At 42.8% G+C, this 13,415-nt stretch carries 12 protein-coding genes; 4 read left to right on the top strand and 8 right to left on the bottom strand.

All coding sequences use genetic code 11. From position 1 onward, the window contains the following. Positions 1-295 precede the first annotated feature (295 nt). Positions 296-1,645 (bottom strand): sensor histidine kinase, encoded by a 1,350-nt coding sequence (locus E1163_RS09415; protein WP_155171187.1) that lies wholly within the window; start codon positions 1,643-1,645, stop codon positions 296-298. Next, a complete protein-coding gene (locus tag E1163_RS09410) occupies positions 1,635-3,029 on the bottom strand; it encodes a sigma-54-dependent transcriptional regulator (RefSeq protein WP_155171186.1) in 1,395 nt (464 codons plus the stop codon). Before E1163_RS09410 ends, E1163_RS09415 begins: the two co-directional genes overlap by 11 nt. Positions 3,030-3,342: 313 nt before the next feature. On the opposite strand from E1163_RS09410, the gene E1163_RS09405 reads away from it, so the two are divergent. Beyond that, the gene (locus E1163_RS09405; protein WP_155171185.1) at positions 3,343-4,593 is read left to right on the top strand and encodes an efflux RND transporter periplasmic adaptor subunit; all 1,251 of its coding nucleotides are present in this window, start codon (positions 3,343-3,345) and stop codon (positions 4,591-4,593) included. A gap of 54 nt (positions 4,594-4,647) precedes the next feature. After that, entirely contained in the window at positions 4,648-5,337 is a 690-nt protein-coding gene (locus E1163_RS09400; protein WP_009581509.1) for an ABC transporter ATP-binding protein, read from the top strand. A gap of 293 nt (positions 5,338-5,630) precedes the next feature. On the opposite strand, the gene E1163_RS09395 is transcribed toward E1163_RS09400, so the two are convergent. Continuing rightward, entirely contained in the window at positions 5,631-6,788 is a 1,158-nt protein-coding gene (locus E1163_RS09395; RefSeq protein ID WP_155171184.1) for a DUF3103 family protein, read from the bottom strand. A gap of 484 nt (positions 6,789-7,272) precedes the next feature. On the opposite strand from E1163_RS09395, the gene E1163_RS09390 reads away from it, so the two are divergent. Next, a complete protein-coding gene (locus E1163_RS09390; RefSeq protein ID WP_155171183.1) occupies positions 7,273-9,465 on the top strand; it encodes a peptidase domain-containing ABC transporter in 2,193 nt (730 codons plus the stop codon). A 164-nt stretch (positions 9,466-9,629) separates the two neighbouring features. Continuing rightward, positions 9,630-9,869 (top strand): pinensin family lanthipeptide, encoded by a 240-nt coding sequence (locus E1163_RS09385; protein WP_155171182.1) that lies wholly within the window; start codon positions 9,630-9,632, stop codon positions 9,867-9,869. A 77-nt stretch (positions 9,870-9,946) separates the two neighbouring features. On the opposite strand, the gene E1163_RS31680 is transcribed toward E1163_RS09385, so the two are convergent. From E1163_RS31680 to E1163_RS09365, 5 genes are all read right to left on the bottom strand, one after another. Then, positions 9,947-10,105, bottom strand: a complete 159-nt coding sequence (locus tag E1163_RS31680; protein ID WP_221417969.1) for a pinensin family lanthipeptide — start codon at positions 10,103-10,105, stop codon at positions 9,947-9,949. Between the two features lie 27 nt (positions 10,106-10,132). Then, positions 10,133-10,345 carry a hypothetical protein gene (locus E1163_RS09380; protein WP_155171181.1) on the bottom strand — a complete coding sequence of 71 codons (213 nt, stop codon included), beginning with the start codon at positions 10,343-10,345 and terminating at the stop codon, positions 10,133-10,135. A gap of 20 nt (positions 10,346-10,365) precedes the next feature. After that, positions 10,366-10,560, bottom strand: coding sequence for a pinensin family lanthipeptide (locus E1163_RS09375; protein WP_155171180.1), 195 nt, complete (start codon positions 10,558-10,560; stop codon positions 10,366-10,368). Between the two features lie 104 nt (positions 10,561-10,664). Beyond that, positions 10,665-12,656 (bottom strand): tetratricopeptide repeat-containing sensor histidine kinase, encoded by a 1,992-nt coding sequence (locus tag E1163_RS09370; protein WP_155171179.1) that lies wholly within the window; start codon positions 12,654-12,656, stop codon positions 10,665-10,667. A 6-nt stretch (positions 12,657-12,662) separates the two neighbouring features. Then, entirely contained in the window at positions 12,663-13,325 is a 663-nt protein-coding gene (locus E1163_RS09365) for a response regulator (protein ID WP_155171178.1), read from the bottom strand. Positions 13,326-13,415 lie beyond the last annotated feature (90 nt).

The raw sequence follows: 13,415 nt of genomic DNA, 5'->3' as shown, positions 1-13,415 counted from the left end.
GGTCAATAATAGGACCGCTGCCATGGATGTTTTTAATGTTTTCATATCCGTTGTGTTTTGATTTGCAAAAACTTATGATACAAACTTAGCGGGATTAGGTAAGGCTTACTACAGCGGAATTGGCTACTTTATGTTGTATTTTAACCAGATAATACCTCGTAATGATATATTAGGTTAATTTTGCATATAAGCAGGTTAATTTTACATATCCTGCTCTTTGCCTGGCTTAAAGTTTAGCGCAGCGATCCTTCGATCAATAATGGAAATATCAACTCCTGAGAAATCTCACTGCTCCTCAAAAAGTCAATGTAAACGTAGTAAATTTTTCAGGCTCTGATTCCACGGTAAGTGTGCCATTGTGTAGCTGCATGATCTGCCTGGAGAGGCTTAGTCCTATTCCTGATCCTCGTTTTTTGGTAGAGTAGAAGGGGATGAATATCTGGTCAAGGGCTTCCATTATTATTCCCTGACCGTTATCCGTTACAGTTATTCTGGTGCTGCCTTCCAGGTTGGTGTGTGTGTGGAGTTCAATTCGTGGATTTTCTGTTTCTTCAACTGCTTCAATAGCATTTTTCAATAGATTGATCAGTACCTGCTCGATCAGTTCTTCGTCTATATTGAGTTCCAGTTCCGGATGGCTCATTTCGCAGGAGAAGTCTATTTTGGCGCGTCGCAGCTCTACTTTCATGAGTTGAGAAACGTGCTCCAGGAGTTGGGCGATCTTGATGGGCTTTATTTTAGGAAGCGGTATGGATGTGTAGTCCCTGTACGCGTCTATGAACCGGATAAGCCCCTGGCTTCTGCTTTCAATGGTGCCCAGGCCATCCTGCAGGTCTTCCACGGCTTCCTCGTTAAGTTCATATTTGCCGTTGACTTCGTTCAGGTCTTCGATGAGTATGTCCTTCATTGTTGACGTCAGTGAGGCAATGGGCGTGATCGAATTCATGATTTCATGCCGGAGCACCTTGGTTAAGTTTTGCCAGGCTTCCAGCTCCTTCTTTTGGAGTTCCGGCTGGATGTTCTGCAAGGCAACCAGCTTTAGCTTTTTAGCCCGCAGGATAAGCTCGGTGGCATGTATGGCCAGTTGAATGTCACCCTCAATCCGGAAAAGTGTGCTTTTGCCCGGTGGCAGATCAAACAGTGCTTTGTAGAGCCTCGATTGCTTTTCTATCAGTTCGTCTATATTGCGGAGCCTGTCGACTTTCAGGAATTTCTTGGCAGTGGCATTCATAAGACCGACATTGCCTTCATCATCAAAAGACATCAGGCCGGTACTCACATGCTCTACAATGGTGTTGAGGTATTGCAGGTGCTCTTCTTTTTCCGCACGCGCTTTTCTAAATGCCTCAAGCACTTCGTTGAAGGCGAGATTAAGGTCTTTGAAGCTTTGCCCCAGTTTGTTGTCGGCAGAGAATCCGGACACAAAGTCTGAATATTTAACAGATTCGAGAAAGCGGGTAAGCTTCCGGTTTGTCCTGGATATGAAGCGATAAAGCTCAAACAATTCAAAAATAATCACGATTGCCAGCAGGCCGGCCGTGATGATCATTTTCTCATATTGCGCCGAGTAGACAAATAAGGACATAGTGATCCCGATGAGGATTACCCTGAATGCTACACGAAGCCGGAAATCTTTAAAGCCCATATTTCTCTAGTCTGCGATACAATGATGAGCGCGTAAGCCCTAGTTCAGACGCTGCCTGTGTAATATTACCATTGTATTTTTTAAGTACCTTGCGGATCAGTATTTTTTCTACATCTTCCAGTTTAAACTGGTCCAGCATTACATTGTCACCGTCTGCGGCAGCCTGGGGCTGGGCATTCAGGTTAAAGTCCTCGGGTTGAAGCACCTGAGAGTTGCTCATGATCACGGCACGCTCTATGGCATGCTGTATCTCTCGAATATTTCCCGGCCAGCTATGCTTTTGCATTCTGCTGATGGCAGCATCGCTGATCTTGCTTACCTGTTTGTTGTATTTTTTGCTGTAGTGCTCCAGAAAGTGGGTGGCCAGTAAGGGGATATCCTCAAGCCGCTCTCTGAGAGGTGGCAACTCTATCTCAATGGTGTTGATCCTGTAGAGCAGGTCTTGCCTGAATTTGTTCTCTTTGACCATTTCATACAGCGGCATGTTAGTCGCGCACACCAGGCGTATGTCAATGTTGGTTTCTTTGTTAGAGCCCACCCGGCTTACCCTTCTGTTTTGGAGTACGGTCAGCAGCTTGGCTTGCAGGGGCATGGATAGGTTACCGATCTCATCAAGAAAAAGCGTGCCGCCGTTGGCCACTTCAAAGCGGCCTGATCGGTCTTCTTTGGCATCTGTAAATGCACCTTTTTTGTGGCCAAACAGTTCGCTTTCAAAAAGTGTTTCACTTACCGAACCCAGGTCTACATTGACGAATACCTGGTCTTTGCGACCTGAGTTTTTGTGAATGGCCCTGGCTACCAGTTCTTTTCCCGTTCCGTTTTCGCCAAGTATAAGCACATTAGCATCCGTGGCAGCCACCCGGTCTATAGTTTCAAATACCTTATGGATGGCCGCACTTTGGCCTATGATGTCGTGATATTTGTTGTTGATCTGGCGGTTGATTTCTTTTTGCCTGGTTTTAAGGTCTTCTACTTCCAGGCGGGTTTCCCTCAGTCGCATGGCAGAGAACAGGGTGGCCAAAAGCTTTTCATTTTCCCAGGGCTTGAGCACAAAGTCCGTGGCGCCGGCTTTAATAGCCTTAACCGCCATTTGTACATCGCCATAGGCGGTGATCAGTACAACTACGGCTGAAGGGTCTATTTCCAGGATCTTTTCCAGCCAGTAATAGCCTTCCTTGCCACTGCTTACATCTTTGGTGAAATTCATGTCGAGTAGGATTACGTCATAATTTTCATTGTTGATCAGTGTAGGTATGGCTTCCGGGTTCTTCTCAAGGTCTACTTGCTGGAAATGTCTTTTGAGGAAAATTTTAGCTGCTTTTAACAGGTCTTCGTTGTCGTCTACTATCAGGATCTTCCCTGTTTTACTGTTCTTTTCTACCATGTGTATTTATTTATGAGCTTTAACCGTCTCAGTATCAGACAAAGTTGATACCGTTTATGGTGCTGAAAAGTCTTATTTACCGTAATAAGTGTTAATCTGTTTATTTGGAAGGTTTATGTTAAATAAAAAAAATCAACCATCCTAAACAGTGCGGATGAAAATGTTCGGTGGCGGACGGTCACGTTCATGAATGAACGTTAGCGGACTGCTAAAAATCAACTGAGGCCGTTTTACACTTCGGATATTGATTTGGCACACTTGTTGGCAAATGCTATTTCGATATTGAAGAAACCGATGTAACCGATACTCCGAAATGGATAGAAAAATTAAAAAGAAGACCTGGACTTTTAAACGCATTGCAACCATACTTGGTGCAGTAGCCGTGGTGGGATTTATGGCATACTTACTGTTTTTTGCCGATAGAAGATCACGCCTGAACGTAGAAAAAGAAAAACTGACCATTGCGAATGTGAAGCGTGGTGTTTTCCAGGAGTTTATACCTCAGACTGGTACCGTGGAGCCAAGTGTTACTTTTTACCTGGATGCCATTGAAGGTGGAACTATTAAAAAAGTACACGCGGAAAGTGGTGCCATGCTGGAAAAGGGTGACCTGATCGTGGAACTGTCAAACTTGAACAGGGAACTAAGCGTGCTGACCCAGGAAGCGAGTCTGAATGAAAGTATAAACAGACTTCGACAGACCAGACTGCAACTGGAGCAGAATGACCTGCAGCAACAGCAGACCCTGGCTTTGATCGAAAACCAGATAGAAAAACTGGAGCCCCAGTACAAAAGGCAAAAGATGTTGTATGACAAAAAGCTGATCTCCAAACAGGAGTTTGAGCAGACCCAGGCTGACTATGAATACAATTTGAAGAGAAGGGATATCACCTATGCCAGCTATAGAAATGATTCAATCTCGCGGATCAGGCAGCTTGGCCAGCTTAACACTTCCGAAAGAAGAATGACGCAGAGCCTTGAAGGTGTAGGCCAGATATTGGATAACCTGATCATCAAATCGCCTATCGAAGGCCAGCTATCTACGCAGCCACTGTTTGAAGGACAGGCCGTTAACCCCGGTCAAAGGTTAGGACAGGTCGACAAAGTGGGGAGCTATAAAGTAAGGGTGCCCATAGATGAGCTTTACCTGCCCAGGATTTCAACTGGCCTGAGCGCAACTACAACCTTTGCCGGTAAGGATTATCGTTTGAAAATAACTTATATTTATCCTACTATCACCAATGGCAGGTTTGAAGTTGATATGGAGTTTGATGGTGAAGCACCGGAAGGAATAAAAAGGGGACAATCCCTGAGGTTGAGAATCGAACTTGGCCAGTCTTCCGAAGAATTGCTGCTCCCTGTGGGCGGCTTCTACAAAGATACAGGAGGCAACTGGGTGTTTGTGGTCAGTGAAGATGGCACCAAAGCTGAGAAGCGAAATATCAGACTTGGAAGGAAAAACACCGAACACTTCGAAGTATTGGAAGGCCTGGAACCCGGCGATCGTGTGATCACCTCCAGCTACGACAATTTCGGAGACAACGAAGTACTTGTATTGCAATAAAAATAAAAGGTCAAAGCCGGCCGATGTCGGTAAATCATTAAAAACACTAATACCATGATAAAAATCAAAAATTTACAAAAGGTTTATACTACAGATGAGGTAGAAACTACCGCTCTGAATAGCATAAACATTGAAATCAAAGAGGGAGAGTTTGTAGCCATTATGGGACCTTCCGGATGCGGAAAATCTACGCTGCTAAACATCCTTGGTCTATTGGACAACCCTTCTGATGGTGAATACTACTTCGGAGAGCATGAGGTGTCGCATTACTCTGAGCGTCAGCGTGCACAACTCCGCAAAGGCTCTATTGGTTTCGTGTTTCAGAGCTTTAACCTGATCGATGAACTGACTGTATTTGAGAACGTGGAGCTGCCTTTATTGTATCTTAAAGTTCCGTCTGCTGAAAGAAAGCAAAGGGTAGAAGAGGTGCTGGAAAGGATGAACATCATGCATAGAAGAAACCACTTCCCTCAGCAGCTTTCAGGGGGTCAGCAGCAAAGGGTGGCCATAGCCCGAGCTATTGTAGCCAAGCCAAAAGTAATACTTGCGGATGAACCTACAGGTAACCTTGATTCTGCCAATGGTGAAGAAGTGATGAAGCTGTTGGCTGAGCTGAATGAGGAAGGAACAACCATCATCATGGTAACACACTCTCCTTATGATGCTAACTATGCTCACAGGATTATTAACCTGTTTGATGGTAAAGTAGTAACTGAGAATATTAAGGAGCAATTCCATATTTAGGTTCTTAACACCAAGGTCAAAACTCAAAATAAAAAACACCCCCGGATTTATCCGGGGGTGTTTTTTATTAACTAAAAACTCAGCTTAACGCTTAGTTAGGGCAAAAAATCTGTGGAGCAAAAGGCTCTGAAAATAAAACTTGTAATGTGAAGCTTATCACTAAAAATAAGTAATCCGTGCCCATTGCTGTATTATTCTCAGTTTGCCAACTGCTTTTGCCTATTGCTGTTAACTGTTGCCCGTCAACCCCATAGGCGAAAAGTTTATGTCTCCCCGGAAATTCCGCCTGATCCTTAGTTGGCTGGTATGAAGTAAGGGCTCATGTTAACTTTAGCATTGCCTCTTGCTCCATAGTAGTTGGTGTAGTACCTGTTCTTTTCTATAGTGTAGAAAGAGTCTACGTAATCGTCATCATTGGTCCAGAAGCTGGCAGGCAGGGCATCAACGATAGCTGAGCCTATAGTGCCAAGTGCGGTGATCCAGGTCTGGCCACTAAGCGTTCCAGCCAAAGCACTTAGCTCTTTTACCAGCATAGATACCATATCCTGATAATTGTGGTTATCATCTTTTTCGAATAGCTGGATGTTTGCCGCCTGATATGCGTAGTCATCCCAGAAGAGCATAACCTGGTTTGGATAATAATCCTTATCATCTTTGTCCAGGTAGTACATAGGGATCACTGCTACTTCGGCTTCATTGCTGCTGTTTCTGATTCCTGATGTTACGGCATATACCTCCGCAGAACCGCTTATCCAGGGCTCTTCGTCGTCATTAAGCCTGATTTTGTCCAGTTTTGTGGTTTCAAGGCCGGTGGCCGCAGTTCTTCCTTTTGAGTTGGAAGAAACCATCTTTTTCTGAAAGCCTGCTTCCTTCAATTGCTTGTTGATGTAGCTTACTTCTACCTTGAAGGCCTCAAAGCCATGATTGTCTACTACAATTACAGGCACTTCAGGCTCTGCGTTAGGGTCAAGGTAGACTACTTTCCTGTCCAGTGTATAAGCTTTTACCTTAGTCCACTCAGACTCTTTACCTGCCGGAGGGTAAGCTACCAACACATCCTTTTTGTTGATCGATGTTGTTCCTTCCGGCTTGTATAGCCATACCTCCGGGATTTCTACGACCTTCGGAGCATCACCGGTTTTAAGCTTATCATCGTAAAATCGGGCAGAAGCTTTCAGATTTGAAAAGGAAGATCCTTCTTTTGGGTTAGATTCAATTCTTGTAAGTACCTCGGCAAGCTTAATACCTACTGTTTGCTGTTCCAATATTGAGGTGAAAGCATTAAAAGATTCTCCTTCATTTAATAAACCGGCAATATCCTGAGCAACAGCATCCAACGATGGGTTTTGATCCTGGCTTGCAGGGTCTGGCTTGACTTCACTTTCTTCACATGCCGTGAATACCATTAAATAAAGTCCAATAGATAGCACTGATAAAACTTTTTTCATCATAATTTTAGGTTAGGTTAAAAATATTTTAGGGTAAGCGGTGAAGAACGGTTAATTTGTTATGCATTCATAACAAAAAACAGCCTGAAACTTACATAAGTAATGAAAATTGGGTTCATGAAGGGGCTTATTTGAAAGGTGTTGCTACATATAAAGTCTTTTTCAATGGCGCAAGCGTAAAACTAGTGTAGTGAGCGAAAAGCAAGAACTCTCAAAGTAAAGCTTAGAAGTGAAACATGATTAAAACTGCGTCTGTTGCTATTTTATTCTGATTTGCCAATAACTGGCTGTCATACACAGAGATAAAATTAAGTATCTCCCTGAAACCGCCTGATCCATTTCAATATACTATATCCCTGAAACCGGGGATATTTCTCTCTATACAAGGTAGTTATACCAGAAATCGGGGGTTTATCATTTCTAACTCCTATAAAATCTTGGCATACTAAAACCAATTTAGTAAGTTCACGACTCTTTTGATCAACCTATGCTAAAGAAATTCCCACATTATCGACAGCTTGACGCCATGGACTGCGGTCCGACCTGCTTGAGGATCATAGCTAAATACTATGGAAAAAGCTATTCGTTACAAACACTTCGGGACAAGAGCTATATTACGAGGGAGGGAGTTTCATTATTGGGCATCAGCGATGCGGCGGAGTCTATCGGGTTCCGTACGCTGGCGGCAAAAATTCCATATGACAAGTTAAAAGAAGAAGCACCGACCCCGTTTATAGCGCACTGGCGGCAGCAACATTTCATAGTTGTCTACGGGTTTAAGAAGAACCACGTACTAGTATCTGACCCTGCACACGGGTTAGTGAAACTTACTAAAAAGGAGTTCCTCGACGGCTGGCTTAGTGATACTGATAACGGGCAGGAGATAGGTGTAGTGCTTTTGTTGGAGCCTGCGCCCGATTTTTACACTACTGAGGATGAAAAGGTAAATAAGTCAGGGTTTCAGTTCCTTTTTAAATATTTAAGACCTTATAAAAAGTTCATCGTCCAGCTTTTTATCGGCATGCTGGTAGGCAGTATCCTGCAGTTGATCTTCCCGTTTTTGACGCAGTCTATTGTTGATATAGGTATTCAAAACCAGGACCTGAATTTTGTTACTCTCATATTGATAGCCCAATTGATGCTGTTTTTCAGCAGAACAGCGGTGGAGTTTATCAGGGGATGGATACTGCTGCATCTCGGTACACGTATAAATATTTCTATCCTTTCAGATTTCCTTATCAAGTTGATGAGGCTGCCGGTTTCGTTTTTTGATACCAAAATGATAGGCGATTTGTTACAACGAATCGGCGATCATAGCAGAATAGAGTCATTCCTTACATCGTCTACTTTAAATATTCTCTTTTCCTTCATCAATCTCATCATTTTTGGTGTGGTACTGGCGATATATGATTTGAAGATCTTCGCCATTTTCTTCATAGGCAGTGCCATATACATGGCCTGGATCATGATCTTTATGAAGAAAAGGCGCGACCTGGATTACAAGCGCTTCGATCAGATGTCGAGCAACCAGAGCAACCTGATCCAGTTGATCACAGGTATGCAGGAGATCAAGTTGCACAACAGTGAGAAGCAGAAGCGTTGGGAGTGGGAGCGGATCCAGGCAAAACTGTTCAGGGTGAGTATTAGTGGCTTGGCGTTGAACCAATATCAGGAAGCAGGGTCATCATTTATCAATGAGCTTAAAAATATTGTCATTACATTTTTGGCCGCCAAGGCAGTCATAGACGGTGATATTACCCTCGGTATGATGCTCGCCATTCAGTATATCATTGGTCAGCTAAATGCACCTATCAATCAATTGGTTGGTTTCATCCATACAGCACAGGATGCGAAGATAAGCCTGGAAAGATTGGGGGAGATCCATGGCAGGGAGGATGAGGAAGATCTGAGTGAGGAGAAGATCACCATCTTCCCGGAAGACAAATCATTGAAACTGGATAATGTTACTTTTCAATACGAAGGTCCACATTCTGAATATGCTTTACGGGACATCAGTCTTGAAATTCCGGAGGGTAAGGTTACGGCTATTGTCGGTGCCAGCGGAAGTGGAAAGACCACATTGGTGAAGCTGCTTCTTAAATTTTATGAACCTTCTCAAGGGGAGATCAGGCTGGGAGATATAAACCTGAACAATTACAGCAACAGGCTGTGGAGGGATAAGTGCGGTGCGGTGTTGCAGGATGGCTTCATTTTTTCAGACACCATTGCCAAGAATATTTCCATTAAAGACGATTATATCAATAAAGAAAAACTAATGTATGCCGTAAAGGTGGCCAATATACAGGAGTTTATTGAATCCCTTCCGCTAGGCTACAATACCAAGATTGGTAACGATGGCCATGGCCTGAGCCAGGGGCAGAAACAAAGAATATTGATAGCCCGTGCTGTCTATAAAAGTCCGGAGTATATTTTCTTTGATGAAGCTACTAATGCTCTGGATGCCAACAATGAAAAGGTGATCATGGAAAACCTTGACAGGTTTTTTGTGGGCCGAACTGTCATAGTAGTAGCGCACAGGTTAAGTACTGTTAAAAACGCAGATCAAATTATAGTGCTGGATAAGGGACATATCACCGAAATAGGTACACACGCAGAGCTGACTGAAAAAAGAGGAGATTACTACCGACTGGTCAAAAATCAGCTTGAATTGGGCAATTAAGCCTTTTTGATTTTCAGTGTTCTTTTCAGACAAATGTTACCTGTCTGATTTTCTTACATATGCATGTTATTAATCTGGCTTGAGATATACTAATTAACTGCTTAAATTTTTTCTTTTTTAATTTAAAGGAATTGAAATAATTATATGAATTAAATTCTTTTACCATGAAAAAAAAGAAACTGAAAATTGAGGAGTTAAAAGTGAAGAGCTTTGTAACTCAGGACCTGGATGGAAATGCTCATACCATTAAGGGAGGATATCTGACCTATGGGTGTACTGAAGGCTGGGCGGGTTGCCCTGGTGGTGGTGGTGGTGGCTCTTCCAACTCATGTAATCCAAATACCTGGTATACTCACAGACCGTGCGATACCAATGAACCAATACATTGCAGCCCTTGTAAGTAGGATAACTGCAGATTTAATAAATACAGAAGCCCATACATCACTGCATGGGCTTCCTTTTTAACCAGCTAAATAAAGCTCTATTTGATTTTGCAATAACTATTCAGGCAGCTTATTACATGAGGCATAGTAGTAGTAGGTTCAACTTCTGACCCGGCTCCTTTAATATGCCTTGCTTCCACCGAAGTTATAAAACTTTTAACTTGTAAAGATTTTAGCTTGAAGTTCGTTTTTTTCATGGTTTGGTTTGATTAAATCTGCAAAAACTATTTTATAGACCCGTCACAATTTTCCAAAAGGCTTTGGTGGTAGCACACCAGGGGCTTTGTCCCTTCATCGGACGGGCATATTGTGGTTATAGGTTTTGACTGGGATGTGGGATCAACCTCCGATTTCCCACCTCTAATATCCCACCCTTCTATTGAGGTTACGAAACTGCTTACCTTTATAGTATCCAGTTTGAAGTTTTTCTTTTTCATAAAGCCAGGAGGTTGATGTACTACATTTTGAGATTACAGTCTTTGTCCGGTTGTACGCTTACTGGAGTAGAGTCCGTAAAGCTATCATCTACTTCCGAGCCGTCCGGGTTAACATCGCCCAAAGCCCTGCCACTTTTGATGTAAGCGGGGTTGCTGAGGCCAGTGATGAAACTCTGCACTTTTAATTGGTTTAGGTTTAATTTACTTTTTTTCATGGTGTGTGATAATGGCTACAGACACGCAATTTAAGACTTTATCAGGTCAGAACGTCTGGCTGTTTTCAGGTAAACAGAAAAATAACGGTTTTCCGGTATATTATTTACGAGTGAGCGGGTACCGCTTTGTCATGAGACAGGGAAAGATCAATAATGACATTTGTCCCTTTTCCGATATTGGTGTCAATGGTAATTTTGCCATCTAAAGCAGCCACACGAGACTGAATATTTTTCAAGCCTATGCCGTCTTGTTTACCATCATTTCTGAATCCTGTTCCGTCGTCTTCAACCATCAGATTGACATAGTCATCGTGCATAGTCAGGTAGATGCTGATCTCCTGCGCCTTTCCATGTTTAATGGCATTGGTTACCAACTCCTGTATTATCCTGTAAATGTCAACCTGAATGTTTTTGTCAATGGCTTCAATTTGTTTTTTAGGATAAAACTCATAGTTGACCACAATGTTGCGGGTGCCAATAACTTCATTGACGAAATTTTTGATAACCTCGGTTAGTGCCGAATTGTGCAGTACCGGGGGTATGAGGTTGTGAGAGATCATCCGTACCTCTTCACAGGCATTATCCAGCCTAAGAGTGATGTCATTAAGTCTGTCTTTTAGGGAACCATCATCAGTTTTCAGGCCCAGTAAATTCATTTTAATACTGGCCAGCGTGCCACCTATGCCGTCATGAAGCTCCTGGGCAATCCGTTTCCTTTCATTCTCCTGTCCTTCGAGTTTGTTTTTGAAGGAGTTCAGCTCCTGGTCCTTAATTAGCTCTGTTATTTTCTGGCGACTGATCTCTTCTTTTTGGGTGTGGATCAGCCTCAGGCTTTTTTGCTTGTTGTTATAGTTTATCAGTACCAGTACCATGGAAAGTATCAACAGGATAGAACCGATGATCAGAGCCAGAAGTATAATGTTCTTTTTTTCTGCCTCATGCTGAAGCAGGCTTATCTTTTGCTCGTTTTGCTTGGCCTCAAACTGGTTTTGAAGTATGAGCACTTCCCTGTCTTTTTCCAGGTTTAGAAGGCTGTCTTTTAGAAAGTCGAATTTTTGATAGTAGACATAAGCCCGTTCATAGTTGTTTTGTTGGGCATATGATTTTGCTATGGTTTCATAAAACTCAATCTCCGTATCATGATCGTGCATGTTTTTGGCCAGTTCAAGCCCTTCTTTCAGGTAAAGGATGGCTGATGTATCATCATGCTGGAGCCTTTTAAGTATGCCCAGGTTCAGTAGAGATTGGCACATTACCTTTTTGTCATTGTATTTTTTTGCATGTTCCAGTGCTTTCTTTAAATAATGGTCTGCCTCCTGATATTTTTCCAGATGTGTGTTTGTTTTACCTATATTAAGCTCTCTTATGGCGAGTTTTTCAGGCATATTGATCTGCTCCAGTATTTTTGTTGACCTGGAGAAGTATTCCAGTGCTTTGGAAAAGTTATTTTCCTGATAGTATGATACTCCGATGTTGTTGAGTATGCCAGTAACCTGATCGTATCTTTTGAGTTTTTCAAATACCGCCAGTGACTGCTCGTAATAGAGGCGGGAGCTGTTGTATTGCTTCCTTTTCAGGTAGAAATTGCCGATTCTGTTCAGAGTTGCCGCAGTGCCACTTTCATGGGAGATTGATCTGAATTTTTCCAGACCGTCAGTATAGGCTCTGATGGCATTGGCATAGTTGCCTTGTGAAAGGTTTACTGACCCCAGTACATTGTAGGCCAGGGCCATATGGAGGTCGTCGGCAATGCGTTTTGATAAAACTATGGCTTGATGACAGAACTGTTTTGCGGAGTCGAGATTGCCAGTCTGGGCATGGATCAGGGCACGGGTGATGTAGGCTGAGGCTTCCGTGGAGATTAACTTACTTTTTCTGCTCTCTGCAAGGGCCTCATCATTTATTTTGATGGCCTCATCAAAGCTGGAATATCTCAGCGTCGACGATAACTCGACCATGGCTTCTATCCTGAGGGAGTCACTTATGTCCTTGCTGTCAATTAAATGGTTCAGGCTGTCGATGACCTTATTTTGTGCACCTGCCGCTATGCCCCATAATATGAGGCCACTAAGAAGTAGTATTTTGTATATGTTCATTCTATTCTACTCTACTATTCCGGCTTTAACGGCATACTTGATCAGCCCTGCCATATTTTTGGCTTTGGTTTTGCGCATGATGTTTTTTCTATGGCTCTCTACCGTGTGCAGGCTTATAAAAAGTGTATCAGCAATTTGATTGGTGGTATATTCAGAGGCTATTAATTTCAATATTTCTATCTCACGTTTTGTCAGCCTTACAGTGGCATGTTCATCACTTTCTTCAAGGCCTGTAATGCCGGCCATAATGTTGTTTTTCACACTTTCGCTAAAGTATGTCTGCCCGTTGGCCACATGCTCAATGGCCTCGATAAGTTCATTCTTACCTGTATTTTTCAATATATATCCGGTCGCACCGTTTTTGAGCACCTTTTTTATGCTTTTGCTATCACTGTGCATGGAAAGGGCCAGGATATGTACATCAGGATATTTTTTCTTTACCTCCTTGCATAGCTCTTCCCCGTTGAGGTTGGGCATGCTTATATCGGTGATAAGCACGTCTATATCAGAGTTTTGTGTAAGCAATTCCAGCGCCTGCTCTCCATCACTGGCGCAGGCTACAATAGATATCCTGGGGTAGTCTTTTAAAAGGGACACAATGCCGTCAAGAAATAATTTATGATCATCAACGATCATCAGTTCTATGGTTTTGGCCTCAGAATGGAGCATAACAGTGCAATTGAAAATGTACCGGGTTATATGGCTAATATAACAAAATACTTCGATTGCATGCCGTTGTAAATTAACGCTTTACCTTAC

The sequence above is a fragment of the Fulvivirga kasyanovii genome (genome assembly GCF_009711405.1).
Classification (GTDB): Bacteria; Bacteroidota; Bacteroidia; order Cytophagales; family Cyclobacteriaceae; genus Fulvivirga; species Fulvivirga kasyanovii.
Note: the sequence above shows the minus strand (reverse complement) of the source record. Positions and strands in the feature narration are given on the sequence as shown.

Excerpts from the sequence above, each read along its gene's own strand:
- E1163_RS09415 (WP_155171187.1), bottom strand. The coding sequence starts at position 1,645 with ATGGGCTTTAAAGATTTCCGGCTTCGTGTAGCATTCAGGGTAATCCTC.
- E1163_RS09370 (WP_155171179.1), bottom strand. The coding sequence starts at position 12,656 with ATGAACATATACAAAATACTACTTCTTAGTGGCCTCATATTATGGGGC.
- E1163_RS09385 (WP_155171182.1), top strand. The coding sequence starts at position 9,630 with ATGAAAAAAAAGAAACTGAAAATTGAGGAGTTAAAAGTGAAGAGCTTT.
- E1163_RS31680 (WP_221417969.1), bottom strand. The coding sequence starts at position 10,105 with ATGAAAAAAACGAACTTCAAGCTAAAATCTTTACAAGTTAAAAGTTTT.
- E1163_RS09380 (WP_155171181.1), bottom strand. The coding sequence starts at position 10,345 with ATGAAAAAGAAAAACTTCAAACTGGATACTATAAAGGTAAGCAGTTTC.
- E1163_RS09375 (WP_155171180.1), bottom strand. The coding sequence starts at position 10,560 with ATGAAAAAAAGTAAATTAAACCTAAACCAATTAAAAGTGCAGAGTTTC.
- E1163_RS09390 (WP_155171183.1), top strand. The coding sequence starts at position 7,273 with ATGCTAAAGAAATTCCCACATTATCGACAGCTTGACGCCATGGACTGC.
- E1163_RS09410 (WP_155171186.1), bottom strand. The coding sequence starts at position 3,029 with ATGGTAGAAAAGAACAGTAAAACAGGGAAGATCCTGATAGTAGACGAC.
- E1163_RS09405 (WP_155171185.1), top strand. The coding sequence starts at position 3,343 with ATGGATAGAAAAATTAAAAAGAAGACCTGGACTTTTAAACGCATTGCA.
- E1163_RS09400 (WP_009581509.1), top strand. The coding sequence starts at position 4,648 with ATGATAAAAATCAAAAATTTACAAAAGGTTTATACTACAGATGAGGTA.
- E1163_RS09365 (WP_155171178.1), bottom strand. The coding sequence starts at position 13,325 with ATGCTCCATTCTGAGGCCAAAACCATAGAACTGATGATCGTTGATGAT.
- E1163_RS09395 (WP_155171184.1), bottom strand. The coding sequence starts at position 6,788 with ATGATGAAAAAAGTTTTATCAGTGCTATCTATTGGACTTTATTTAATG.